Here is a 23,611-nt window from a genome sequence, read left to right on the forward strand (position 1 = left end):
ACGGTGTCCGATTTCCGGCACGCTGGTGACGCCGAGACGCGGAAGATCACTTCACTTCTGACCCGGCGGGGCCGGGCGTTGCCTAGATACTACGCATAAAGGGCTCGCGTGCTTACCCATCGGTATCACAAAGTAAACACAGCGCAAATCGGAAGGACCGTCGACAGCCCGCGCGCCATCACGGACTCGCCGGTGGCGACGGGAATCCGATTCGGCGGTCAGCCGGACACGGGCGCCGTGGAGGTCTCGGCCGGTCCGTGAGCGACTCGCCGCCGGACGATCGAGAGCACCACACCGGCCGCCGTCACGAACACGGCGACCAGCTCCGGCCAGGGCCCCAGCACCGTCGCCGGGGTGTGCGAATCACGCAGCGGCACCTCGGCTACCAGCGCCTCTGGTGTGAACAACGCGCTCTCCTGCCGCACCGTGCCGTCCGCGGCGATGAGCGCGCTGACCCCCGAGGTGGCGGCCACGACCAGCGAGCGCCCGTGTTCGACAGCCCGCACCCTGGACATCGCCAGTTGCTGGTATGTCATTTCACTGTCGCCGAAAGTCGCATTATTCGTAGGGACCGCGAGCAATTGTGCTCCCGAGTGCAACGAATCTCGGAAAGCCCGGTCGAAAGCGACCTCGTAACAGGTTGCGACCCCGATTTCCGTACCTGCGGCCCGAATTGTTCCGTCTCCGTGACCCGGGACGAAGTATCCCGCCCTGTCCGCATAGTCCGAAAAGAGCCGGAAGAATCCGCGCATCGGCAGGTATTCGCCGAAAGGCTGTACTATTTTTTTGTCGTGACGGTCCCCCGGGCCGCTTTCCGCGGTCCACACCATCACCGAATTCGTCGTGGTGCCGTCCCCGTTGACCAGCACCGCTCCCACCAGAATCGGCGCCGAGATCCGCCGGGCCGCCCCCGCGATGAGCGCGGCCGCGTCGGAATTACGCAACGGGTCGATATCGGAGGAATTCTCGGGCCACACGACCACATCCGGCGCCGGAAACAGACCGCTCGCCACCTCATCGGCCAGTTGTTCGGTCCGGCGGACATGATTGTCGAGCACGGCCCGACGCTGCGCATTGAAATCGAGGCCGAGACGGGGCACGCTGCCCTGGATAGCGGCCACGGTGATCGTCCGGTCCCCCTCGAGCGGACCGGGCAGTGTCGCCCCGAGCCCGAGCCCGGCCGCGGCCAATAGCACGCAGGTCGCCGCGGCGGCCGCTGTCGCCACCCGGCCACCGCGCCCCGCGGCGCTGTCGCTCGCCGAATCTGCGCGGCCGTCGGCGCCGGTCTCCTCCGCACGGCCCGCAGCGGCGCTCCCGGCAGCACGGCTCGCTGCTCCTCGGGGCCCGGCGCTCGCCGCAGCCGGGCGCGCACCTGCCTGCCGGAGCAGCCCGAGGACCACGGCGGCCCCGCACGTACCGCTCAGCGCGACGACGAAGCCCACCAGTGGCGCGCCACCGTAGGCGGCCAGCGGCAGGAACCAACCGTCGGCCTGGCCGAAGGCCAATCGACCCCAGGGAAATCCACCGAACGGGAAACTCGACCGGCCCCATTCGGCCGCGGTCCAGGCCAGGGCGAGCCACAGCGGCCATGCCGGCAGCCGACCCAGTATCCGGCCGAGCACCCCGAACAGGCCCAGATACCCCGCGCACGCGGTGGACAGCGCGAGCCACGGCAGCGGGCCCACATAGATCCCGGTCCACGGCAGGAGCGGAAGGAAGAAACCGAGGCCGGCGAGGAAGCCGTAGCCGAAACCGGCCCGCAGGCGGGGCCCGCTGCGCACGACCAGGGTCAACAGCGCGATCCCGGCGGGGGCGAGGAACCACCACGGCCGCGGCGGGAAGCTGCCGAACAACAGGACACCGGCGAACACCGCGGCCACCGACCGCACCACCACCGGGTAGCGGGCGAGCCCGCCGGTCCACCGGATCGCCGGCCCGTCACCCTGTTTCACTGCTGCATCCTGTTTCGCTCGAGCCGAGATCACGCCTGGTAGATGGGGACACCGTCGCGCACGGTGCGCAGACAGCGCGGCAGGTCGGCGTCCGGGGCCAACGACGGCAGTCCGGGGACCCGGGAGCGGGGGTCGGTGGACCAGCGCTGGACCGTATCGGTGGGCGCGGCGACCACCAGCTCACCGGCCTCCCATATCGCGTACGACGCGGGCGCCCCGGGCACCAGGGTCCCGGCGACGCCGTCGCGCACGCCGCCCGCCCGCCACGCGCCGCGGGTGGCGGCGGCGAAGGCGGCCCGCGGCGAGAGACCGTGCCCGGGGGTGCGATGGTGCACGGCCGCGCGGACCGCCGCCCACGGGTCGAGGGCGGTCACCGGCGCGTCCGAGCCGATGGCCAGCGCGACACCGGCCGCCGCCATGGCGGCGAACGGGTTCAGGGCCGCGGCGCGGGTGGCGCCGAGTCGTTCGGCGTACATTCCGTCGGGTCCACCCCAGGCCAGATCGAACGCGGGTTGCACACTGGCGATCACACCCCAGGCGGCGAGGGCCTCGATCTGTGCCGCGTCCAGCAGTTCCGCGTGTTCCACCCGATGGCCGCGCGCGGCCACGGCCGGACCACCGAGTTCGGCGACCACCTGACCGAACCCGGCCACGACCGCGTCGAGCGCCGCGTCGCCGATGGCGTGGAAACCCGCTTGGACGCCCGCCTCGGTACAGGCCCGCACATGGGCGGCGATATCCCCGGCGTCCAGGTAGGAGACCCCGGTCCCGGGGTCGTCGGCGTACGGGTCGCGCAACCCGGCGGTATGCGAGCCGATGGACCCGTCCACGAACAGGTCACCGGCGAGCCCGTGCGCCCCGAGGTCGGACAGCAGGGTGCGCGCCTCGTCCGCGGTGCGCACCGCCTGACCCCAGTAGGCCCGCACCTGCACACCGTGCTCGAAGGCGAGCAGTTCGCGCAGATCGGTTTCTCCTTCTATATCGGGGCCCGCACATTCGTGCACGACCGCTACCCCGTGCGCGGCCGCGGCGTCCAGCGCGACCCGCCGGGCCGCGTCCCGCTGTTCCCGGGTGAGCCGGGCCCGGGCCGCGGCGCGTACGAGATGGTGGGCGGCGGCCCGCACCGGCTCCCCCGGGGCGAACCCGGACGCGGAACGCAGCCCCGGCACCTCGTCCAGCAGCGCCGAGGAGGCCACCGCGGAATGCGCGTCCACCCGCGCCAGATACACCGCCTGCCCGGGCCGGGCGGCGGCGTCCACTTCGGCGACCGTCGGGGGGCGGCTCTCCGGCCAGCGGGTCTCGTCCCAGCCGTCGGCGAGAATCGCGCCGTCGGGGTGACGAGCAGCGTATTCGGCGACCAGTTCCAGGCAGTGAGTGAGCGAACGGGCGGCGGAGAGGTCGAGGCCCGCGAGTTGCAGGCCGAGCGCGGTGGTGTGCAGATGGGGTTCCACGAAGGCGGGGGTCACGAAGGCGCCGTCGAGCTCGACGACCTCGGCATCCGGGTGCAGGGCACGTCCCACGTGGTCGGCGCCGAGCCATACGACGACACCGTCGGTCACCGCCAGGGCGGTGGCATCGGGCGCACTCGAACTGTATATCCGGCCTCCGACCAGCAGCTGCGTACTCACGAGAGTCCAGTCTGCCGCACCGGTGCCCGGGTGGCGCGGGCCGGTCCGGGCGTGAGCGGGCAGGGCGGGCCCGCGGCGGCACCGGATCACCGGGACCAGGGTGGACATGGCGGTGGTTTTCCCGATCCCGGCCGGGGAGATCGCCACCGGCCGGTGAACCGCTGTGTCAGCTGTTCATGCCGCCCGCGAAGGGCATCCGCTGCCAGTGGTCGACAGCCGGTTCGAGGTACTCCATCAGCTCGGGCAGCTGCGGCACCAGCGTGAGGGTGGCAACTACCCGCAGCATGCCCACAGCGTTGACGAAGCCGAGAACCTCCGCGTCGAGTTGCCTCGTGCCGTTACGCCGCGCGCCGCGGTTGTAGGCGGACTCGTGCTCGGGTCCGAGGGCGGCGAGGTCCCATTCGACGGGCCCCAGCGTGACCAGTTCGAAGTCGGCGTAGAGGTCCCCGTCCGCCCCGGAGAAGATATTCGCGGGTGGGGAGTCGCCGTGGATCGGCTGGAGGCCGACACCCGGGAACCGCTCCTGGAAGGCCGGGCGTGAGCGCACGAAGGGTTCCAGGATGTGCCACTCGCGGCGGGCGCGGTCCAGGTCGGCCGCACCGATCAGGGTGGGATGCCGGTCGAGCCGGGCAAGGCTTTCGGCGATGAACTGCGGTTCGGCCGCGGACAGAAATCCCAGGCTGCCCGGATAGGGGCGCATTGCCGCGTGCAGGTCGGCGACGCTCTCGGCATTCGCCACATAGTCGGGTTCCTTGTTCCGGTCCCGCGGGACGAACGACCACAGTGTCATCGAGAAACCATCGCGTTGCACGGGTTCGGGCGGCACGAGCGGGCTGGGCGCGATCACGGGAACGCCCTGGTCGGCGAGCCAACGTGTGACATCCAGCTCATCCTGCTGGCGGCGCGCGAGGACGGTGAGGTCCTCCGGGTGCGGCAGGACGGTGGGAATCCGGGCCACAACCGGCGCGGGCGCCAAGTGGACGACCACAGAGAAGACATCGTGGAGAACTGTCGGATCGGTGACGGTCAGGCCGAGCTCACGCCCTGCCGCGACGGCGGCGTCGACGGCGGCGGAGGTGCGACCGGCGCGCTGTCGCGGTGTCAGGAAGGTGGTCATGGCTTCATCGTTTCAGCGAGGGATCCGGGCAGCTACGCCATATCCGATGTTCTCCGCGCGATTACGCTGACTCCATGACCAACACGCTCGGTGCGGTCGGTGCCGCCGACTACGTTCTGCTCACCACCTTCCGCAAGGACGGCACCCCGGTGCCGACACCCCTGTGGGCGGTGGCCGAGGACGGCAAGCTCTACGTCTGGACCGTCACCGACAGCTGGAAGGTGAAACGGCTGCGGCGCAACCCGGAGGTGACGCTGCAGCCGTGCGATTACAAGGGCACCCCGCGCGGTGCGGTCGTCCACGGCACCGGCCGGGTCCTCGATGCCGACGGCAGCGCGCTGGTCCGCCGGCTGATCCGCCGCAAGTACCGGCTCACCGGGCCACTGGTGGTGTTCGGCAGTGTCCTGCGCCGCGGGAAGTCGGGCACCGTCGGCATCGAACTCACCCCACGCGCCGAGGCGGCCGTCCCGGACTGACGTCCGGATACAGTCCGGTCCAGACGGGGTTTCCCGAGCGCCACCGCCCGGGTGCGACAGGTCAATCGGCTTGTGGCCGTAGCCATTCCTCGAGGTCGTCTGCCGCGCCGAGCTCGGCGGCGAGTTCGGTCCGTTCGGCCTCGGTCAGTCCGAGCGCCACCAGATCGGCGCGGCGCTCGGCGGCCTTGTCCGGGTTTCCGCGCGCGACCGCGAGTTCGGCCAGCGCCGCCAAGGCGCGCGCCCGGTCCAGCACACCGGCCGCCGCGCCGTGGCGGCGCAGCCCGGACTCGAGCGCTCGTTCGGCGGCCTTGTCGTCGTTCTTGGAATCGCGCAGGATCCGCGCGTTGTCGAGCACACGGGCAAGACCGGACAGTTTCGCCGAACCGCCGTACTCCATTTCCATCGGCTCCGTGCGCGCGATATAGATCACTCGGTTGCCGTCCGGGTCGATGAGGCTGAACCTGGTCTGGCCGGCGCGGAAGCGGGTGATCCGCCCGGGACCCTGCGTGGGGATCCGCCCGAACCGTTCCCGTAGCGCGGCGCCGAAGTGGCGATGCCGGTCCGCGACGTCGTCGACCATGACCAGACAGCCCGCCTCCTCCCTTGCCGCGTGTCCCGCGGGAGCGGAGGTGAAGTGGATGTCGCAGTCGTGCGCCGAGATCGCGCCGTAGACATATGGCTTCGTCTGTTCGTAGGTGACCGTGTAACCGAGCACCCGGTAAAAGTCGAGCGTGCGGGCCAGATCGTGGGTGGGCAGCACCGGTACCGCGGTATCTCCCATGAGAACCCTCTCAATAGTCAAGTTTGACTACGCGAGGCTAAGCCGCGCGGCGATCGGAAGTCAAATTTGAGTACCGTACTGTTCCGGTAACGGAAGGAGCGACGATGGCGGCGGTGCGGTTGCTGGTTCTGGGGGTGGCGCGGCGGCAGCAGCCGACCCACGGTTACGCGGTGCGCCGCGAACTGCTGTCCTGGCGCGCCGATACCTGGACCACTGTGCAGCCCGGCTCCATCTATCACGCCGTGAAACAGCTCACCCAGGAGGGAAAGTTGCGCACCCTGGGGACCGAGGAGGGCGGGCGGGGGCCGGGCCGAACCTTGTTCGAACTCACCCCCGCCGGCGAAGCGGAGTTCCTGGAGCGGATGGACGAGGCGCTGACCAGTGTCGACATGGAAGAACTCGGCGCCGGCATCGCGTTCATGGACGCTCTGCCGCGCGCCCACGTGATCGCGAAACTACGTGAACAACGCGAGGGCAGCCGCGCGATCCGCGACGACCTGCGGGCCATGGTCGGCGACTATCCGGGCCGCTACGAGCCTCCGCACGCCACCGATCTGCTCGAACTGTGGGGCGGCGTCTTCGACAATCTCACCGGCTGGACCGCCGGTGTGCTGGACCGGCTGGAACGAGGCGAGTACCGGATGGCCGACGATTCCTAGATCCGGTGCTGTTCCGCCGGCGGAAGCCGCTTTTCCAGGACAGTGCTCGATTGCGGTCGCTCGTCGGTGTACCACTCACTCACCACGACACCGTCCACGACATCGGCGTCGATCACCGTGGGCCGGTACGGCGCGGTCGCCGCGATCTTCGCGACCCGGCGCGCGGCCAGCGCAGCGAGCACCGGGCGGAACAGCGCGCGGGTCGGCGGGATGAGCATCAGCAGCCCCACCACCGAGGTGACCAGGCCGGGAACGAACATCAGCAGGCTGCCCGCGCCCACGAGCGCACCATCGGCGACCGCGGCGCCCGGGGTGATCTCACCGCGCGAGGCGCGGCGGAACTGTTCCCCCACCCGACGCCACTGCGAACCGAGCAGCAGCATGCCCGCGGCGGAGCTGGCGATGAGCAACAGGATGGCGGAAACCGCGCCGAGCCAGGTGACGGCGGCGGCGAAAACGGCGATCTCGACGACGAGATAGACGAGGAAACCGAGGACGGGCATGGGCGAACCTTTCGGTCGGGCTGCCCGTACAACGAACGAGATGTCCGAATTTCTCCCGAGGCCGTGGATTGCCCGGGTCCCGCCTGCTCAGCCGCCCGGACGCACCACGCCGGTTTCATAGGCCAGCACCACCGCCTGCACACGGTCACGCAGACCCAGTTTGGTCAAGACCCGGCCGACGTGGGTCTTCACCGTGGCTTCGGACAGGAAAAGCTGGCCCGCGATCTCGGCGTTGGACCGCCCGGCGGCGATCTGTTCGAGTACTTCGCGTTCGCGGGCGGTGAGCACCTGCAGGATCTCGGGGTCGCGCGAGGGCGTGGGTTCTTCGGCGATCAGCCGGTCGAGGAGGCGTTTGGTGACCTTCGGCGACACCACCGCGTCCCCGGCCGCGACGCTGCGGATGGCCGAGATCAGGTCTTCGGGCGGGGTGTCCTTGAGCAGGAACCCGCTCGCACCGGCGCGCAGCGCGCCCAGGGCGTGTTCGTCGAGGTCGAAGGTCGTCATCACCAGGACCCGGGTGCCGTGGTCGGCCTCGAGGATGCGCCCGGTGGCGGTGACGCCGTCCACGACCGGCATCCGGACGTCCATGAGCACCACGTCGGGGGTCAGCTCGGCGGCCCGGGCGACCGCGGTGGCGCCGTTGTCGGCTTCGCCGACCACCTCGATATCGGGGTGTGCGCCGAGCACCATCTTGAGTCCTACGCGCATGAGTTCCTGGTCGTCCACAACGAGCACGGTGATCGGCACGGATTCCAATGTAGTGGCGGCGGCCGCCTATTCCCGATCCGGTGCGGACAGCGGAATCCGCGCGTACACCCGCCAGGCGCCGTCGGGACGGCGCCCGGCCTCGAGACTGCCGCCGAGCACCGCCATCCGTTCGCGCATCCCGGCCAGGCCCAGGCCGCTGCCCTGGATCCGGTCCTCGGGCCGCACCGGGACCCCGCCGGAGTCGACGACCTCCACCTCGATGTGGTCGGCGTGCCGCCGCACCCGCACCCATGCCTTGGGGTGGGCGCCGGCGTGCCGGAGGGTGTTGGTCAGCGCTTCCTGCACGATGCGGTGCGTGCCCAGACTGATCTCGGGCGCGACACCGTCCAGTTCACCGGCCAGTTCCAGTTCGACCGCCAGGCCCGCGTCCCGCATCAGCTGCACCACCGCCGCGAGCCCCGCCGTCCCGTGCTGGGGGACTTGGTCGGGGGCGTGTTCGGTGCGCAGCAGCGCGACGGTGCGGCGGAGTTCGCGCAGTGCCTCGCGTCCGGTCCCGGCAATGGTGACCAGCGCCTGTTCGGTGGTGTCGGGGTCGGTGCGCAGGGCGAAGCGCGCGCCGTCGGCCTGAACGATCATCACGCTCACGGCGTGCGCGACCACATCGTGCAGTTCCCGGGCGATCCGGGTGCGCTCGGCCGAGACCGCGTCGTGCGCACGGCGTTCCCGGTCGGAGTCGGCGACCGCCAGCCGGGCCGCCACCTCGGCGTCGTAGGCACGGCGGGCGCCGGTGAATTCGCCCAGCGCCCAGCACAGCGCGAAGAACACCGACACGAACGCGAGATCACCGGCCCGGAATCCGCTGAGCAGCGCCATCCCGTACGCGGCATCGGCGACCAGTGCCAGCACGTACCAGAGTCCGGCGCGCCGGCCGACATAGGCGACCAGCGTGTACAGCATGACCCCGTGGCCGATCAGCGCGGCGTGCCCGGTGGGGTCGCCGACGAGGTAGCCGATGGTGGTGGCGCAGATCGACAGTGCCATGAAGGTCACCGCCATCGCTCGCGGATAGATGCGGCGCAGCACGATCGGGAGCGGGATGAGCACCGAGAACACCACGAAAGCGGCGAGGTGGGTGCTGTCGCGGGCCATGGCGAGGTCGAATACCAGCAGCGCCGCCGCGAGCGCGGAATCCGCGACGACAGGGTTGTCTCGAAGCCACAGAATGAACCGGCGCACCCGCCCAGCCTAGGAGGCTGCCCCCGGCCTGGATCCGTGAGCGGGTGATCTCCACCCGCGGACCGTCTGGTTTGCTTGGCCGGTGGATGTGACCGATTGGCTGATGCTGCTACCGGCCGCGGCCGCCGCCGGCTGGGTGGACGCCGTGGTGGGCGGTGGCGGTCTGATCGTGCTGCCGACCCTGCTGCTGGTGGCCCCCGGCCTCGCCCCGCAGACGGCACTGGGCACCAACAAGCTGGCGGCGGTCGCGGGCACCGCCACGGCGGCGGCCACCTTCGCCCGGAAGGTTCCGCTTCAGTGGCGGCTGCTGATACCCGCCGCCGTGCTGGCGGCGATCACCGCGGCGGCGGGCGCGGCAGCGGTGGCGCTCATCGACCGGGACCTGTTCATCCCGATCGTGCTGGTGGTGCTGATCGGGGTGGCGGTCTTCGTCACGGCCCGGCCCTCGATCGGGATCACCCTGGCCACCCATCCGCCGTCGCGGCGCAAGGTCGTCCTGGTGGTGGCGCTGGCCGCGGGTCTGGTCGGCGCCTACGACGGACTGCTCGGGCCCGGTACCGGCACCTTCCTGATCATCACCTTCGCCACCCTGCTCGGTACCGAGTTCGTCCGGGCGGCGGCGATGGCGAAAGTGATCAACTGCGGCTCGAATATCGGGGCGCTGATCTATTTCGGTGCCACCGGGCATGTGCTGTGGGCACTGGGCGCGGCGATGGCGCTGGCCAATATCGCGGGCGCCGTACTGGGTTCGCGGATGGCGCTGGACCGCGGCGCGGAGTTCGTGCGCGCGGTACTGCTGGTGGTCGTGGTGGCCATGGTGATCCGGCTGGGCTGGCAGCAGTTCGGCTGAGCGCACCGCCCGTGATCCGGCGCGGCGGACTAAGTTGTGCAGGGTGACGGCGACAATCTCCACCGAATCGGACGGCCTACCGTCCGGGCACGATATCGATCCGGAGTTCGCGGACCTGCCGCTGGCGGCGCTGGCGGAGTCGGCGCTGGCCACGGCCCGCGCGGCCGGGGCCGAGCACGCCGATCTACGGGTGCACCGATTGTGTACGCAGACACTGCGGTTACGTGACGGCCGGGTGGAGGCACTGACCGATACCGTCGAACTCGGGTTCGCGGTCCGCGTCATCGTCGACGGCACCTGGGGTTTCGCCTCGCACGCGGCGCTGACCCGGGAGACCGCGGCCGAGGTCGCGCGGTCCGCGGTGGCCGTGGCGACCACCCTGCGCGACCTGAACCGGGAACGCGTCGAACTCGCCGACGAACCCCGCTACGACAACGCCCGCTGGATCTCCGACTACCGGATCGATCCGTTCACTGTGGCCTCGGCCGACAAAGTGGCGCTGCTCCAGGACTATTCCGGCCGGCTGACCGCCGCCGACGGCGTCGACCACGTCACCGCGTCACTCCTGCAGGTCAAGGAGCAGACCTACTACGCGGACACCGCCGGTTCCTCGATCACCCAGCAGCGGGTGCGCCTGCACCCGCAACTGGAGGCGATCACCGTCGACACCGCCTCCGGCGCGTTCGAGACCATGCGCACCCTGGCGCCCCCGGTCGGCCGCGGCTGGGAGTACGTCACCGGCGCCGACGAGGTCTGGGACTGGGATACCGAACTGGCCCGGATCCCGGAATGGCTGGCCGAGAAGGTGAAGGCGCCGACCGTCACCGCGGGCCCGACCGATCTGGTGATCGACCCCACCAACCTGTGGCTCACCATCCACGAATCCATCGGTCACGCCACCGAGTACGACCGCGCGATCGGCTACGAATCGGCCTACGCCGGGACCTCGTTCGCGACCCCGGATCTGCTGGGTACGCTGCGCTACGGCACGCCGATCATGCACGTCACCGCCGACCGGGTCCAGCCGCACGGGCTGGCCACCGTCGGCTACGACGACGACGGAGTGGCCGGTCAGCGCTGGGATCTGGTGCGCGACGGGGTCCTGGTGGGTTACCAGCTCGACCGGGTGTTCGCACCGCGGCTGGGCCTGGACCGCTCCAACGGCTGCTCCTACGCCGATTCCCCGCACCACGTACCGATCCAGCGGATGGCCAATGTCTCACTACAGCCCGATCCCGACACCGATACCAGTACCGCGGAGCTGATCTCGCGGGTTGCCGACGGCATCTATATCGTCGGTGACAAGAGCTGGTCGATCGATATGCAGCGCTACAACTTCCAGTTCACCGGGCAGCGTTTCTTCCGGATCCGCAACGGGGAGCTGGCCGGCCAGTTGCGCGATGTCGCCTATCAGGCGACCACCACGGATTTCTGGGGCTCGATGGAGGCGATCGGCGGACCGTCGACCTGGCAGCTGGGCGGTGCGTTCAACTGCGGTAAGGCGCAGCCCGGCCAGGTCGCGGCGGTCAGTCACGGCTGCCCGTCGGTGCTGGTGCGCGGTGTGAACGTCCTCAACACCCGGACGGAGGCAGGACGATGACGGTGATCGGTGCGGGTGTGCTGCCCGCGGGTGCGGTGGTCGAGCGGGCCCTCGGCACGTCCCGGGCCGACGAGGCGATCGTGATCGTCAGCGACGAGTACGAGGCCTCGCTGCGCTGGGCCGGCAACTCCATGACCACCAACGGCGCCTCCGTCTCGCGGCGCTGGTCGGTGGTTTCGGTGTTCCGGGACGGGCCGCGCTCGGCGCGCGTCGGCAGCGTGGCCTCGACCAGTGTCGACCCCGCCGATATCGCGGCCGTGGTGCGGGCCAGTGAGGAGGCCGCCCGATCCGCCGAACCGGCCCGCGACGCCATGCCGCTGCTCGATGCGGACGCGGTTCCGGCAGCCCCGGATTGGGAGCAGGCTCCGGCCGTCACCGGGATCGATGTGTTCACCGGGCTCGCCGCCGATCTGGCCACCGGTTTCGACGGCGGCGACCGGCTCTACGGTTTCGCGCACCATCAGGTACAGACCACCTGGCTCGGGACCTCCACCGGTGTCCGGCGCCGCTACACCCAGCCCACCGGGTCGATCGAGATCAACGGTAAACGCGGCGACGGCGCGGCGCCGGCCAGTGCCTGGGTGGGCGCGGGCACCGCCGATTTCACCGATGTGGACACCCCCGGCCTGCTGGCGGAGCTGTCCCGGCGGCTGGACTGGTCGGCGCGGCGGGTGGAACTGCCCGCCGGACGGTACGAGACCCTGCTGCCGCCGTCGGCGGTCGCGGATCTGCTCATCTACATGTACTGGTCCATGGAGGGCCGGGGCGCGCAGGAGGGACACACCGCGTTCGCCGCGGCGGGCGGTACCCGGGTCGGTGAGAAGCTCACCGATATCCCGCTGACCCTCTTTTCCGATCCCGAGGCCCCCGGATTGCAGTGCCTGCCGTTCGTGGCCACTCCGGCCTCGTCGGAGACGGTATCGGTCTTCGACAACGGGCTGTCCGCGCCCCGGGTGGACTGGTTGCGCGACGGCGTGATCGCCGATCTGGTGTATCCGCGCGCCACCGCCGCCGACTACGCCGCCTCCCCCACCGTCCCGGTGCAGAACCTACTGCTCACCGGCGGCTCCGCGACGACACTGGACGAGATGATCGCGCGCACCGAACGCGGTTTGCTGCTCACCACTCTCTGGTACATCCGGGAGGTCGACCCGGCCACCCTGCTGCTCACCGGTCTCACTCGCGACGGTGTGTACCTCGTCGAGAACGGGGAGGTCACCGCGGCGGTGAACAACTTCCGGTTCAACGAGAGCCCGCTGGACCTGCTACGCCGGGTCACCGAGGCCGGGGCCACCGAACTCACGCTGCCGCGGGAATGGAAGGACTGGTTCACGCGCACGGCCATGCCGCCGCTGCGTATCCCGGACTTCCACATGTCGTCGGTGAGCCGGGCGACCTGAGCCGCCCGGTCACGCGGCCACGGTCAGCACGCGGGGCCCGTCGGCGGTGATCGCGACGGTGTGCTCGGAATGGGCGGTGCGGGAGCCGTCGGCCGAGCGGATGGTCCAGCCGTCGGGATCGGTGACGATCCGGTCGGTGGTCGCGGCGAACCACGGTTCCAGGGCGAGGGTGAGGCCGGGCCGCAGCCGGAAGCCGCGGCCCGCGCGTCCGGCGTTGGAAACGTGCGGGTCCTCGTGCATGGTCCGCCCGAGCCCGTGACCGCCGAACTCGGTGTTGACCGGATAGCCGTACGCACCGGCGACAGCGGAGATCGCCGCGGAGATGTCACCGATCCGGTTACCCGGCTGCGCGGCCTCGATCGCCGCGGCCAGTGCCTCCTCGGTGGCCCGCACCAGGCGCAGATCCGCGGCGGCGGGTGTGCCGACGATGACGGTGGTGGCGGCGTCGGCGACCCAGCCGTCGATACTCAGCGCCAGGTCCGCGGTCAGCACATCACCGTCGCGCAGCGCGTAGTCGAAGGGCAAACCGTGCAGAACGGCGTCGTTGACCGACAGGCAGACCGTATTGCGGAACGGACCGCGCCCGAACGAGGGCGCGTAATCCCAGTAACACGACACCGCGCCCCGCTGCCGGATCCGTTCGCGCACGATCATCTCCAGCTCGAGCAGGTTCACACCCACCGCCGCGACCGCCCGCAGTTCCGCCAGGATCTCGGCCACGAATGCCCCCGCGACGCGCATCCGCTCGATCTCCTCGGGCGATTTCAACTCCACCATCACAACCTCCACAGCCAATGGTATTTCTATACCGTCATTGCGGTACATTAATACCACTCTTTAGAGTGGAGTCATGGTCCGCCTGCCCCTCACCGCCTCCCAGATCGACGCCGGCCGCCGCCTCGGAGTCCGGTTGCGTACCGCCCGCGACGGGCGCGACCTCGCCGAGGTCGCGCGCGCGGCCGGCATCTCCCCGGAGACCCTGCGCAAGATCGAGACCGGTCGCCTCCCCTCCCCGGGCTTCGGCACGGTCGTCTCGCTGAGCCGCGTCCTCGAACTCCCCCTCCAGGAGCTGGCCGAGATCTGGACCGCGGACAATCTCGCCGAATCCGCCTGAGCGGCCCGGAACTGCCCGGGCACCCGCCCCTTTGCCGCCTTCCGGCACGCGCTTACACCGCACCGTCACGCCCCGGACCGTCGCAGCCCTCGGCAGACCACCGCAAGGGCCTCGTCGAGGACGGCCCGCGAGCGATCGCACCCCGGAAAGGTCCGCGAGCGTGCCGGAAGCAGCAGGTGACCGACCTTCGAATCGAGCCGGAGATCGGGCCCCGGGCACACCCGCCGGGACCTACGCGCCGTCGTCGCGGACAGGACGGTAGCCCGCGAATTCCCACCGCGCGATCCGGCCGATCGCACAAGCCAACGCAGCCCAGGTCGGACGTTCCAGATCACCCAGAAAATCCTGGACGTACCGGCGAATCCCGGCCGTATCGACACGGTCGAGCACGAGCGCGCGATCGGCCGGGCGGAACCCGCACCCGCCCGCACCCCCGGCACTGCCGCCCGAGGCCCGGACGACGAGATCGAACGCCTCCTCCCCCACCTCATCCACCGGGCCGATCATCAACTGCACCAGCACCTCGTCGGCCGCGCACACAGCATCCGGATCCGCGAGATCGACATCCGGACTGTGCATCCCCTTCAGTTCCGCTCTCATCACTCCTCCTCGACTTCCAGATGCGCGTTGCTCTCCCAGTGCCGGCCGGTCTCCGACCGCGACTCGTAATTGGCCTCCACGCCCCGCCCGGACGGTTTCTGCTGGGGCGGACGGTACTGCCGCAATCCGTCTTCGCTGACCCAGCGATGGGTGTTGCCGTAGGGCAACCGCCTGGCCTCGGCCCCGACCCAGGCCAGACCGGCGGCGTCCGCCTCGGCCCACCCGGCCCGGCCGATACCGAAATTGCCGGCGCCCGTCCCCGCACGGTGCACGATTTCGACCACCCGCCGCCGGTCCGGCCGAGCCGGTGCCGGCTTTTCCCCGTCCCCCCGCGGGATCGCGGCGGCGCCCCCGCCCGTAGCCTCCGCACCGGCCCGCCGCCCGGCGGCGGCCGGCCCGTCCCCCGGGATGCGCCCCGCTCCCGCCGCGTCCTCGGCCACCAGCCTCCCCGGACCGGCACCGGTGCCGAGTCCGATCAGACCGTCGACTTCGGCCCGGACCTTCTGGACGTAGGCCTGGACATAGCCGGACAAACGGTTCGCGAATGCGACGTACTCGTGCGGGACCCGCGACACCGGCAGCCTCTCAGAAATCCGAAACGCCGTTGAGTCTATTTTACGGTGTCGAATCGATACTCACCGGCTATCGATACCGGTAGAAGCCCTGGTGACACCGAGCCAACAAGCCGATCGGCGGTCACCGAAGTGATCAGCCGCGCCCGGGATCCCGGGCGAAACGGATATAGGCGCCGACGACCTCGGAGCAGACCCCGTCGCCCACCGTGAGCGCCATACTGCTCGAGACCGGGGCGGCCTCCGGATTTCTTGCTGCCCCGCACCGCGACCATGCCCCGGCCGGGGCCGAGCCGGCGCGGCACTCGAACCGACTCGACAGTGCGCGGAACCGGAGTTGCGAAACGGACACGGCGGCGGACCGCCTACCGTGCCACCTATGGGGTTTCGAGATACCGATGCCGCGCGCGAACCAGGCGAGCGGATACCGGGGCAACGCGCCGGACGCGATCGCCGCGTCCGCGCTGCCGAGGCGCGAGCGCACCGTGGTACAAGGTGGATTCGGCCGGCGGTCGTCCTGCTCACCGGCCTACTCGTATCCGCGTGCACCGGGGAATCGCCCGCCCCGGCGGCAACCGACGATGTCCTGGGCGCCGTCGTGCACGACACCTTCACGGCGTTACGCGAGGCCCACGATATTCCCGGTATCGCCGTGGGGCTGGTCCACGGGGACCGAACCCGGCTCTTCGAGTTCGGCACCACCGCGCCCGGCGGTGATCACCCGGTCACCGAGCAGACGATCTTCGAGATCGGCTCGGTCAGCAAGTTGTTCACCACGTTGCTGGCCGGTTCCGCCGCGGCCCAGGAGCGGCTCGACTTCGGCGACACGCCCGGCCGGTACCTGCCGCAGCTGCGGGATCACCCGATCGACAGCGCGCGGCTCAGGGATATCGCGACATACACCGCGGGCGGTCTGCCGCAGCAGTTCCCCGCCGAGGTGACGACCGAGGACGAGATCTGGCGCTACTTCCAGCAGTGGCGCCCGACATACCCGGTGGGGACCACCCGCGTCTACGGCAATCCAGGTATGGCCCTGCTGGGGCAGGCGACCGCCGCGGCGCTCGGCCGCCCGTTCGAGGACGCGATGCGTGCCGAGATACTCGAGCCGCTCGGCCTCCGGCACACCTACTTCGATGTACCGGAACCCGAGCAGGACAACTATGCCTGGGGGACGGCGCAGTCGGGCGCTCCGGTACGGGTTTCTCCCGGTCCGGGAGATACCGAAGCCTACGGATTGAAGACGACCGCGTCCGACCTGCTGTCGTTCGTCGCGGCAAATATGGACAGCCGGCGCGCTCCGCTCGCCCTGCGTGGACCGCTGGATGCGACCCGGCACGGCTACTACCGAGTCGGCTCGATGACACAGGCCCTGGGCTGGGAACGTTTCGACCACCCCACCTCACTCGAGGCGCTCCAGGCCGGTAACTCGGCCGAAATCGTCAACCGGCCCCAGCCGGTGGAACCGGCCGCGGCCGCATCCGGTCCGGCGTTGTTCGACAAGACGGGGTCCACCGGCGGGTTCGGCGCCTACGTCGTTTTCGTACCGAGCCGGTCCCTCGCCGTCGTCGTCCTGATGAACCGGAACATCCCGATACCCGCCCGGGTCGCCGCCACCCACCGGGTCATCGAAGCGCTCGGCTCCGCGTAGCGATCACCGGCGGTGTCGCCCGCGAAGCCTGAACTCCTCAGTGCGACCGCGCGGGTCCACCGGCGTCGAGGGCGCCGTCCAGCCGCTGCCAGGCGACGAGCGTGATGACGGCCATGGCGCCGAATGCCGTCCAGAACGGTCCGGTGAGCCCGGTCCAGCGGGCCAGGAAACCCCCGAGGACGGTGCCGGCGGCGACCCCGGTGAAGTCCAGGAGGTTGTGCACACCGGCGATCCGGCCCTGCAACACGTCCGGAACCAGGCGTGCCTTCACGGTCGAGACCACCACGCCCCAGATCGTCGCGTGCACACTGAACAGCGCCAGCGCTACCCCGGCGACCCAGGCGCTGGTGGTGAGCGCCAGCACGAGATGGGTGGCGGTCTCGATCAGCAGCCCCGCCCGGAGCAGCGCGGCGGCACCGAACCGCCGTTCGAGCCGGGCCGCCCCCGCCGCCCCGACCATCGCTCCGGCGGCATGGGTGCTGACCAGCAGGCCGAACCCGATTTCGCCGAGGCCGAGCCGCTCCCGGGCGTAGAGGACGAAGGTGGCGAAGGCCGCGCAGAACGGGATCTGCACGAGCCCCATCGTCACCATCAGTACCCGCAGCGGACTGTGCCGCCGGATCCAGTCGACCCCCTCGCGGATATCGCCGAGCAACCCACCGGGTACGCGGGGCGGTGACGAGTACGGGCGCATGGTGGCGGCGATCCATGCCGCCAGGACGAACGCGGCCGCGTTGACACCGAAGGGCACCGCCGCCGCGGTCGCGAACAGATAGGCGCCCAGGGGTTTCGCCAGCCACATATTGATCACCGAGAAGGTCAGTCCGAGGCGGGCGTTCGCCTGGGCGAGCAGGTCGGGCGCGACCACGGCGGGCAGCCGGCCCGCCGCCGCGGTGTCGGCGAGGGTTTCGCCGGCACCCAGCATGAACAACAGGCAGTACAGCAGGGCGAGGGAGACCGTATCGGTGGCGATCGCCACGGCGAGTACGCCCACCAGCAGGGCCCGGGCCAGATCGACCACGACGATCAGGCGCCGGCGATCGATGCGATCCGAAATCGCCCCACTGAGCAGCGCGAACAGGAGCCAGGGCAGTTGCTGGACCAGCCCGGCACCGGCGATGGACACCGGGTCGGTGGTCAGCGTGGCGACGAGCAGCGGGGCGGCGACGGCACCGAAGCCGTCGCCGAGGTTGGATACCGCGCTGGCGCCCCACAATTTGTGGAAGTCCGCGCCGAGGCGCGCGGTGACAGAGGCAGGCAAAGGAGAGCTCCTTGCGAAGGGCCGGAAACAGGGTCCGTATGCCGCTTCGGAGCGCGCTGTGGGAACAGACCTACGCCGAAGCGAGGACCTTGGCCGTACGCATGGGGAACCTCCTCTGCCGGTGCCTCATTGTCCGGTATCCATCCGCGAGGGAACAACCGATTTACCCATGACCGCGCCCGCTCAGTGATTGCGTTTGGAGGTGGTGGGTTTGCTGGGCTTCTTCTTGCTGTTGTTCGTGCCGTCGCTGTCGGGCTCCCATTCGTAGCCGGGAGTTCCGTTCTCGCAGTAGGAATCGGCGACCTTGGTGTCGGTGGCGTCGAATTCGCACCAGCGGTCGCCGCTGCAGGCGACCGAACCGAAGCCGGCCGCGAGGGTGATCACCACGGCGCCGGTGACAGTGCGCAGACGGGTGCCGGAATACATGTTCTCTCCTGGTTATTCGTGGGAAGGGCGACCGCGCGGTGGCGAATCAGGGGGTGAGCCGGAGGCGGGCCACGACGGCGCGATGGTCCGTACCCGCGAGGGTGAATGTACTGATGTGCTCGGTGGTGCCGCCTGATACCAAAATATGATCGATACCGATCAGCGGGCCCCAGGTTCGGTCGGCCGGATAGGTGAGCAGCCTGCCCGCACCGGCCTGTTCGGCGGCAGCGGCGAAATCGCCGCTCACCAGGCGACGGAAGGCCGCGTGGTCACTGGTCGCATTGAAGTCGGCGCCGACCACCGCCGGCCCCGGCGATGCGCGCAGGATGGTGTCGACGGCGCTCATCTCCTTCGCCCAGACAGCGGCGTCCACGGTCGGCGGGATCGGGTGGAAGGCGTGGATCGCGACAGGCCCGAGGGCGGGATGGGTGAGCGTCGCGGACAGGTTGCCGAGCACGAACTCCTGGTGGCGCATCGGATCCGACAGCGGGAACCGGCTGTAGATACCGGTACCCCCGCCGCCGGACCCCGGGTCCAGATAGTTGTACGGGAGCAGAGCGCCGAGACCGTCCGCGGTCAGGGCATCGACCGCCTCGGGCGTGAGTTCGTCCACGGTGAGCACGTCGACGCCGCGTTCCCGGACCGCGGTCACGAGCGCGGCCGTATCCGCTTCGCCGAACAGCAGATTCGATTGCAGCACGGTCAGTTCGGCGCCGGTCGCGGCGCGGCTGTCCGGAACGAACAGTGGCAGCTGGGTCCACAGCACACCGGCGAGCACGATCACCGCCGCCGCGGCGCTGCGCCATCCGCGCGCGGCCAGGAACAGCAGCAGGGCGGCCACGGCGCCCAGCATCAGATACGTCGCGCCCGCGGCCAGCAGGATCAGTTCCCGCCGCTGCCAGCCTCCGAGGTGAAGGGCCAGGCCGAAGGTCCCGGCCAGCAGCGCACACCACCCCGCGCCGAGCAGCACCCGGCGGACAACTCCGTGCGTCATACCCGCAAACCTATCGGCCGCGCTCGAGAAAACCTTGCGAAGTCCTTGCGGGGCGGTGGAACCGCAGCGGGGCGCCTACTCCCGGTCGCCGGTCAGAACGCCCCACCGGCATCGATCTGCTGGGTGGTCCCGGTGATGCGGCGGTCGTCGTCGGCGACCGGTGGCCTCCACCAGGCGGACCGTCTCCGCGAGGTCGGCGGCATCGGCCAGCGGATACGGCACAGTGGCGACCTCGGCGGTGGTGTCGACGGCGATGATATCGGCGCCCGACCCCGTGCCATCGCCCCGGGCCCGGTCGAGGCGACGAAGAGCGATTCCCGCTGTATCCAGCAGAATTCACCGCCGACCCGCACCGGGCCTACCAGGAGATGCGGTCAGAATCTGGAACCCCTTCTGCACGGCCATCGCCGCGGCAGCCTGCAGCACACGCGTTTTTCCCACACCGGGATCACCGACGAGCAGCCGAGCCCCGCCCCGAGCCGCAGCCCCGTCGAGGAAGTCCGACAGCTCGGTCAGCTCCCCACCGCGGCCGACGAGTTCTCCGCCGTCGTCAGCGCCCGACGTATCCGCGATCAACACGTTGGTCACCGTCCTTCACGCGGCCACCGCCTGCGGCCGAACCTCACATTCCACGCCCGCGACGCAGGTCACGTGCCCGTCTCGGCGAGTGCTCATAGTACTAACTCGCCGTTGGCTGCACACGGTGGCGAGCAGCCGATCCGCTCGGCAGGTGGTGGGTCCGCTAAGTGCCGGCCGCTGTCTTCCCGTGCCGGCAGCACTACCGATTCCCTGGTCCGCGAGCACAGGGCAGCGCCGGCCTGCGCGAGCGCACCCGCCACTCGCTCCCCGTCGCGGCGGCAGGGGAAGCGATTGCTCGGTGGCACGGACCGGATGTGCATCGGCGGGCTCGGCGACTGCACCACGCGATACAGTGCCCTGAACGGGTGACCGGTCCGGGCCCGGGAGTGGAGATGAGGAGCCGCACATGGGCGTCGTTCGGCCACGGTCGCGCATCGATGGAATTGCGGGCCCGGAATTCGATCCGGAAGCGCGGTGCTGAGGTGCCACTTCGGGTGGCACTCGCCGACGACGACGTCCTGTTGCGAGAGGCTCTGGCAACTCTGCTCACGAGTGCGGGCATCGAGGTGATCGGTCAGGCCGCAGACGCCCCTGGCCTTCTCGCCGTCGTCACCGCCGGACGCCCCGACCTCGTGGTCGTCGATATCCGGATGCCGCCGACCCACACCGCAGAGGGCCTCGACGCCGCGCTGCGGATCCGACGTGAGCATCCCGAGACCGCGATCCTGCTGCTCTCGGCGCACGTCGAGGTCGATCACGCACTGGAATTGCTCGATGGCGGAAAAGGGATCGGCTACCTGCTCAAGGGCCGAGTCACCGACGTCGCCGACTTCGTCGACACCGTGCACCGCATCGCGAACGGCGCGTCGGTCATCGACCCGGCCCTCGTGCACGAACTCGTCGCCGCCCGGCGCCGCGACGACCCGCTCGAGGCACTGAGCAGCCGGGAGCGCGAGGTGCTGGCGCTGATGGCCGAGGGTCTGTCGAACGCGGGGATCGGGCGACGACTGTGGATCACCGAGGGCACGGTCGAGAAGCACGTGCGCAGCATCCTCACCAAACTCGACCTCGCCGATACCGCCGACGACCACCGCCGGGTACGCGCGGTGATCATGTTCCTCGACGCGGCCACGTGAAGCGGGGATCGGACTCATCGCCCGCCCCCGGCCAGGAGCTGCCGGATCCGGTCCACCGACAACGCGAACTTCGGCACGAACCCCAGTGCCGAACTCGCCTCGATCATGTCGGCGAACTCCTCCTCGTCATGGGTGGACATGAGCACGACCGCGGGCTGCGAATCGCTCGACCGGACATGCAGGGCATCGACGACGTCGAACCCGCTTTCTACGCCGAGGTCGATATCCACCAGCGCGAGGTCCGGGCGCGTCGTGCCCGCTACCTGTACCGCGTCCTCCAGGGAGGAAACCGTACCGACCACTGCGATCCCGCCCGCCTCGAGCATGCTGCGCGCACTGGCGCAGAACGTGGGGTTGTCGTCCACTATGAGGCAGCGCACCGGGTAGGGGTCGTTCACACTGTCGAGCGTGTCAGAAAGCACCGCCCGGGACATGCACGCTAGCCGGAATATCGACCGCGGATCGCGATGGGATCGCGTCGCCGCCGTGGTGCTGCGGCCCACGTCCCCGCCGTTGCGCTGGGGTGTGGCGACCGCGGCGGTGCTGATCGCGGCCGAGGTCGGGATCGTCCATCTGCTCAAGCAGGTCTCTCCGGAGAACGCGTTCGGCGCCGTTTTCCTGTTCGGGGTCCTGGTGGTGTCCGCGGGCTGGGACTTCCGCCTCGCGGTGGCGACGTCGGTGGCCAGCGCGGGTGCCTACACCTGGTTCCACGTCCAGGAGAGCAGTGAGAACAGTTTCGTGCCCGCCGTCGTCGTGTTCCTCGTGCTCGCGCTGCTCACCAACCTGCTCGTCGGGCAGTCGCGCCTGCGGGCGCTGGACTCCGAGCAACGCCGTCTCGAGGCCGACCTCTCGGCCGCGCTGGCACGCACCGTGCTGCGCGCCGCCGACCGACGCGCGGCGCTCGCCGCGGCCGGCGCGCGGCTGTCGGAGGTGCTGGAGTTACCGCCCCCCGGGGCGACGCTGGGCGAGGCCGACGCGGCACCCGGGCCGGGACAGCAGCGCATCCCGTTGTTCGACGACGACCGCCCGGTCGGCTCCCTGGCGGTCCCCGTCGATCTCGCCGCTGCCGAGCGCCGCCGGGTCGAGCGGATGGTCCCCGGTCTCGAGGCGCTGCTGGCCGCGGCCCGCGATCGCGAACAGCTCTATGCGCGGACCGGCGCGCTGGCGCGTCAGCAGGCCGCGCTGCGTCGCGTCGCCACCCTGGTGGCCGCACGAGCGGACCCCGGCGAGGTGTATCCCGCCGTCGCCGCCGAACTGGCGGACGAACTCGGCGCCGAGCACATCTCGCTGGTGCGGTTCGACCCGGACGGCTCCTGCGAGGTGCTCGCGGCGCGCGACGACGCGGCAGCGGGAGGCGCCCCCGTCACCGGGGAACGGTTGCTACTCGGCGGGACCAATGTGTCCACCCAGATCGCCGAAACCGGGGAGATCACCGTGCTCGACTACGCCACGGCGAGCGGCCCTATCGCCGATCGCCTGCACGAGCGGGGTATCCGCCGCGGCATCGGCGTGCCGATCACCGTCGAGGGCCGAACCTGGGGCGCGATCATCGTCGGCGCCACTGGGCGCCCCGCCGCATCGGATCTGCGGCTGCGCCTCGTCGACTTCGCCGACCTGGTCGCGACCGCCGTCTACAACAGCGAGTCCCGGACCGCTCTCACGCGCTCCCGCAAGCGGGTCATCGCCGCCGCCGATCAGGCCCGGCGTGCCATCGAGCGCGATCTGCACGACGGCGTCCAGCAACGGTTGGTGGCACTCGGCCTCGACCTGCGCGCCGCCCAAGCCACTGTCCCCGCGGACCAGCCCGCGCTGCGGCGCCGGCTGGACGCCATCGTCGACTCGCTCTCGCACGTCCATACCGACCTGCAGGAGTTGTCCCGCGGTATCCACCCCGCGATCCTGTCCCGCGGCGGGCTCGCGCCCGCGCTCAAGGCGCTCGCACGCCGCTCCTCGGTGCCGGCAGTACTGAACGCCTCGGTGGCCGGCCGGTTGCCCGAGCCGGTCGAGGTGGCCGTCTACTACGTCGTCGCCGAGGCGCTGACGAACGCCGCCAAGTACGCGCAGGCCGGTGAGGTGGTCATCTCGGCGCACCTGGACGGTGACTGGCTGCTGCTGTCGGTGACCGACGACGGCGTCGGTGGCGCGCGCCCGGAGAACGGATCCGGTCTGGTCGGCCTGCGCGACCGGGTCGAGGCCGTCGAGGGCGAGTTCACGGTGGTGAGCCCGGCGGGTGGCGGGACCACGGTCGGCGCGCGCATCCCGGCCGCCGGCAGGCGGTCCGTTACCGGGTAGCCGGTAACCGGAAATCCCCGCCAGCGCCCGGCCGGGATGGGTGTCAGCGGCGACGACATCGCCCGCGGCGCGGACGAAC

24 protein-coding genes are annotated in these 23,611 nt (G+C 70.4%); 9 read left to right on the plus strand and 15 right to left on the minus strand.

Annotation, left to right across the window (positions count from 1 at the left end; translation table 11 throughout):
* Positions 1-218 precede the first annotated feature (218 nt).
* The 3 genes from lnt to NF4_RS06000 form a co-directional block, all read right to left on the minus strand.
* A complete protein-coding gene (gene lnt, locus NF4_RS05990; RefSeq protein WP_232330331.1) occupies positions 219-1,952 on the minus strand; it encodes an apolipoprotein N-acyltransferase in 1,734 nt (577 codons plus the stop codon).
* 29 nt (positions 1,953-1,981) lie between these two features.
* Positions 1,982-3,580, minus strand: a complete 1,599-nt coding sequence (locus NF4_RS05995) for an amidohydrolase (RefSeq protein ID WP_063126383.1) — start codon at positions 3,578-3,580, stop codon at positions 1,982-1,984.
* Between the two features lie 166 nt (positions 3,581-3,746).
* On the minus strand, positions 3,747-4,697 hold the full coding sequence (locus NF4_RS06000; protein ID WP_063126288.1) for a phosphotransferase: 951 nt from the start codon (positions 4,695-4,697) through the stop codon (positions 3,747-3,749).
* A gap of 74 nt (positions 4,698-4,771) precedes the next feature.
* Between NF4_RS06000 and NF4_RS06005 the strand changes: the two genes are divergently transcribed.
* Positions 4,772-5,173 (plus strand): PPOX class F420-dependent oxidoreductase, encoded by a 402-nt coding sequence (locus tag NF4_RS06005; RefSeq protein ID WP_063126289.1) that lies wholly within the window; start codon positions 4,772-4,774, stop codon positions 5,171-5,173.
* Between the two features lie 61 nt (positions 5,174-5,234).
* Here NF4_RS06005 and NF4_RS06010 read toward each other — a convergent pair whose 3' ends face one another.
* On the minus strand, positions 5,235-5,954 hold the full coding sequence (locus NF4_RS06010) for a DUF8817 family protein (protein ID WP_063126290.1): 720 nt from the start codon (positions 5,952-5,954) through the stop codon (positions 5,235-5,237).
* A 104-nt stretch (positions 5,955-6,058) separates the two neighbouring features.
* On the opposite strand from NF4_RS06010, the gene NF4_RS06015 reads away from it, so the two are divergent.
* Positions 6,059-6,613: a PadR family transcriptional regulator gene (locus NF4_RS06015; protein ID WP_063126291.1), complete on the plus strand. Its 555-nt coding sequence runs from the start codon at positions 6,059-6,061 to the stop codon at positions 6,611-6,613.
* Here the strand turns inward: NF4_RS06015 and NF4_RS06020 are convergent.
* The 3 genes from NF4_RS06020 to NF4_RS06030 form a co-directional block, all read right to left on the minus strand.
* Positions 6,610-7,116: an FxsA family protein gene (locus NF4_RS06020; RefSeq protein WP_063126292.1), complete on the minus strand. Its 507-nt coding sequence runs from the start codon at positions 7,114-7,116 to the stop codon at positions 6,610-6,612. The two genes, NF4_RS06015 and NF4_RS06020, sit on opposite strands and share 4 nt — an antisense overlap.
* Positions 7,117-7,203: 87 nt before the next feature.
* A complete protein-coding gene (locus tag NF4_RS06025; protein WP_063126384.1) occupies positions 7,204-7,863 on the minus strand; it encodes a response regulator in 660 nt (219 codons plus the stop codon).
* A 27-nt stretch (positions 7,864-7,890) separates the two neighbouring features.
* The gene (locus NF4_RS06030) at positions 7,891-9,060 is read right to left on the minus strand and encodes a sensor histidine kinase (protein WP_063126293.1); all 1,170 of its coding nucleotides are present in this window, start codon (positions 9,058-9,060) and stop codon (positions 7,891-7,893) included.
* Positions 9,061-9,142: 82 nt separating this feature from the next.
* Between NF4_RS06030 and NF4_RS06035 the strand changes: the two genes are divergently transcribed.
* The 3 genes from NF4_RS06035 (at position 9,143) to NF4_RS06045 (ending at position 12,910) form a co-directional block, all read left to right on the plus strand.
* Positions 9,143-9,910 (plus strand): TSUP family transporter, encoded by a 768-nt coding sequence (locus NF4_RS06035; RefSeq protein ID WP_063126294.1) that lies wholly within the window; start codon positions 9,143-9,145, stop codon positions 9,908-9,910.
* A 94-nt stretch (positions 9,911-10,004) separates the two neighbouring features.
* Positions 10,005-11,510, plus strand: coding sequence for a TldD/PmbA family protein (locus NF4_RS06040; protein ID WP_198165241.1), 1,506 nt, complete (start codon positions 10,005-10,007; stop codon positions 11,508-11,510).
* A gap of 17 nt (positions 11,511-11,527) precedes the next feature.
* Positions 11,528-12,910 carry a metallopeptidase TldD-related protein gene (locus NF4_RS06045; protein ID WP_063126385.1) on the plus strand — a complete coding sequence of 461 codons (1,383 nt, stop codon included), beginning with the start codon at positions 11,528-11,530 and terminating at the stop codon, positions 12,908-12,910.
* A gap of 9 nt (positions 12,911-12,919) precedes the next feature.
* On the opposite strand, the gene map is transcribed toward NF4_RS06045, so the two are convergent.
* Positions 12,920-13,687, minus strand: coding sequence for a type I methionyl aminopeptidase (gene map, locus NF4_RS06050; RefSeq protein ID WP_063126387.1), 768 nt, complete (start codon positions 13,685-13,687; stop codon positions 12,920-12,922).
* A gap of 73 nt (positions 13,688-13,760) precedes the next feature.
* On the opposite strand from map, the gene NF4_RS06055 reads away from it, so the two are divergent.
* On the plus strand, positions 13,761-14,024 hold the full coding sequence (locus NF4_RS06055) for a helix-turn-helix transcriptional regulator (protein ID WP_063126295.1): 264 nt from the start codon (positions 13,761-13,763) through the stop codon (positions 14,022-14,024).
* Between the two features lie 231 nt (positions 14,025-14,255).
* Here NF4_RS06055 and NF4_RS06060 read toward each other — a convergent pair whose 3' ends face one another.
* Both NF4_RS06060 and NF4_RS06065 read right to left on the minus strand, forming a co-directional pair.
* A complete protein-coding gene (locus tag NF4_RS06060; protein ID WP_063126296.1) occupies positions 14,256-14,624 on the minus strand; it encodes an Imm8 family immunity protein in 369 nt (122 codons plus the stop codon).
* The gene (locus NF4_RS06065) at positions 14,624-15,199 is read right to left on the minus strand and encodes a hypothetical protein (protein WP_063126297.1); all 576 of its coding nucleotides are present in this window, start codon (positions 15,197-15,199) and stop codon (positions 14,624-14,626) included. The genes NF4_RS06060 and NF4_RS06065 overlap by 1 nt, the downstream gene beginning before the upstream one ends.
* 376 nt (positions 15,200-15,575) lie before the next feature.
* Between NF4_RS06065 and NF4_RS06075 the strand changes: the two genes are divergently transcribed.
* A complete protein-coding gene (locus NF4_RS06075; protein ID WP_084532881.1) occupies positions 15,576-16,844 on the plus strand; it encodes a serine hydrolase in 1,269 nt (422 codons plus the stop codon).
* Between the two features lie 37 nt (positions 16,845-16,881).
* Here the strand turns inward: NF4_RS06075 and NF4_RS06080 are convergent, their stop codons facing one another.
* The 4 genes from NF4_RS06080 to NF4_RS06100 form a co-directional block, all read right to left on the minus strand.
* Positions 16,882-18,105: an MFS transporter gene (locus NF4_RS06080; RefSeq protein WP_063126300.1), complete on the minus strand. Its 1,224-nt coding sequence runs from the start codon at positions 18,103-18,105 to the stop codon at positions 16,882-16,884.
* A gap of 183 nt (positions 18,106-18,288) precedes the next feature.
* On the minus strand, positions 18,289-18,531 hold the full coding sequence (locus NF4_RS06085) for a hypothetical protein (protein WP_063126301.1): 243 nt from the start codon (positions 18,529-18,531) through the stop codon (positions 18,289-18,291).
* 46 nt (positions 18,532-18,577) lie between these two features.
* Positions 18,578-19,525 (minus strand): endonuclease/exonuclease/phosphatase family protein, encoded by a 948-nt coding sequence (locus NF4_RS06090; protein ID WP_063814509.1) that lies wholly within the window; start codon positions 19,523-19,525, stop codon positions 18,578-18,580.
* A 336-nt stretch (positions 19,526-19,861) separates the two neighbouring features.
* Entirely contained in the window at positions 19,862-20,113 is a 252-nt protein-coding gene (locus NF4_RS06100) for an ATP-binding protein (protein ID WP_063126303.1), read from the minus strand.
* Positions 20,114-20,541: 428 nt separating this feature from the next.
* On the opposite strand from NF4_RS06100, the gene NF4_RS06105 reads away from it, so the two are divergent.
* Positions 20,542-21,240, plus strand: a complete 699-nt coding sequence (locus NF4_RS06105) for a response regulator (protein WP_063126304.1) — start codon at positions 20,542-20,544, stop codon at positions 21,238-21,240.
* Between the two features lie 14 nt (positions 21,241-21,254).
* Here the strand turns inward: NF4_RS06105 and NF4_RS06110 are convergent, their stop codons facing one another.
* Positions 21,255-21,638, minus strand: a complete 384-nt coding sequence (locus NF4_RS06110; RefSeq protein ID WP_232330333.1) for a response regulator — start codon at positions 21,636-21,638, stop codon at positions 21,255-21,257.
* A 34-nt stretch (positions 21,639-21,672) separates the two neighbouring features.
* On the opposite strand from NF4_RS06110, the gene NF4_RS06115 reads away from it, so the two are divergent.
* On the plus strand, positions 21,673-23,532 hold the full coding sequence (locus NF4_RS06115; protein ID WP_084532882.1) for an ATP-binding protein: 1,860 nt from the start codon (positions 21,673-21,675) through the stop codon (positions 23,530-23,532).
* Positions 23,533-23,611 lie beyond the last annotated feature (79 nt).

It is taken from the genome of Nocardia fusca NBRC 14340 (assembly GCF_001618425.1).
In the GTDB taxonomy this organism is placed as follows: domain Bacteria; phylum Actinomycetota; class Actinomycetes; order Mycobacteriales; family Mycobacteriaceae; genus Nocardia; species Nocardia fusca.

Excerpts from the sequence above, each read along its gene's own strand:
- map (WP_063126387.1), bottom strand. The coding sequence starts at position 13,687 with ATGGTGGAGTTGAAATCGCCCGAGGAGATCGAGCGGATGCGCGTCGCG.
- NF4_RS06015 (WP_063126291.1), top strand. The coding sequence starts at position 6,059 with ATGGCGGCGGTGCGGTTGCTGGTTCTGGGGGTGGCGCGGCGGCAGCAG.
- NF4_RS06090 (WP_063814509.1), bottom strand. The coding sequence starts at position 19,525 with ATGACGCACGGAGTTGTCCGCCGGGTGCTGCTCGGCGCGGGGTGGTGT.
- NF4_RS06000 (WP_063126288.1), bottom strand. The coding sequence starts at position 4,697 with ATGACCACCTTCCTGACACCGCGACAGCGCGCCGGTCGCACCTCCGCC.
- NF4_RS06060 (WP_063126296.1), bottom strand. The coding sequence starts at position 14,624 with ATGAGAGCGGAACTGAAGGGGATGCACAGTCCGGATGTCGATCTCGCG.
- NF4_RS06075 (WP_084532881.1), top strand. The coding sequence starts at position 15,576 with ATGGGGTTTCGAGATACCGATGCCGCGCGCGAACCAGGCGAGCGGATA.
- NF4_RS06115 (WP_084532882.1), top strand. The coding sequence starts at position 21,673 with ATGCACGCTAGCCGGAATATCGACCGCGGATCGCGATGGGATCGCGTC.
- NF4_RS06055 (WP_063126295.1), top strand. The coding sequence starts at position 13,761 with ATGGTCCGCCTGCCCCTCACCGCCTCCCAGATCGACGCCGGCCGCCGC.
- NF4_RS06010 (WP_063126290.1), bottom strand. The coding sequence starts at position 5,954 with ATGGGAGATACCGCGGTACCGGTGCTGCCCACCCACGATCTGGCCCGC.
- NF4_RS06005 (WP_063126289.1), top strand. The coding sequence starts at position 4,772 with ATGACCAACACGCTCGGTGCGGTCGGTGCCGCCGACTACGTTCTGCTC.
- NF4_RS06020 (WP_063126292.1), bottom strand. The coding sequence starts at position 7,116 with ATGCCCGTCCTCGGTTTCCTCGTCTATCTCGTCGTCGAGATCGCCGTT.
- NF4_RS06085 (WP_063126301.1), bottom strand. The coding sequence starts at position 18,531 with ATGTATTCCGGCACCCGTCTGCGCACTGTCACCGGCGCCGTGGTGATC.
- NF4_RS06105 (WP_063126304.1), top strand. The coding sequence starts at position 20,542 with ATGGAATTGCGGGCCCGGAATTCGATCCGGAAGCGCGGTGCTGAGGTG.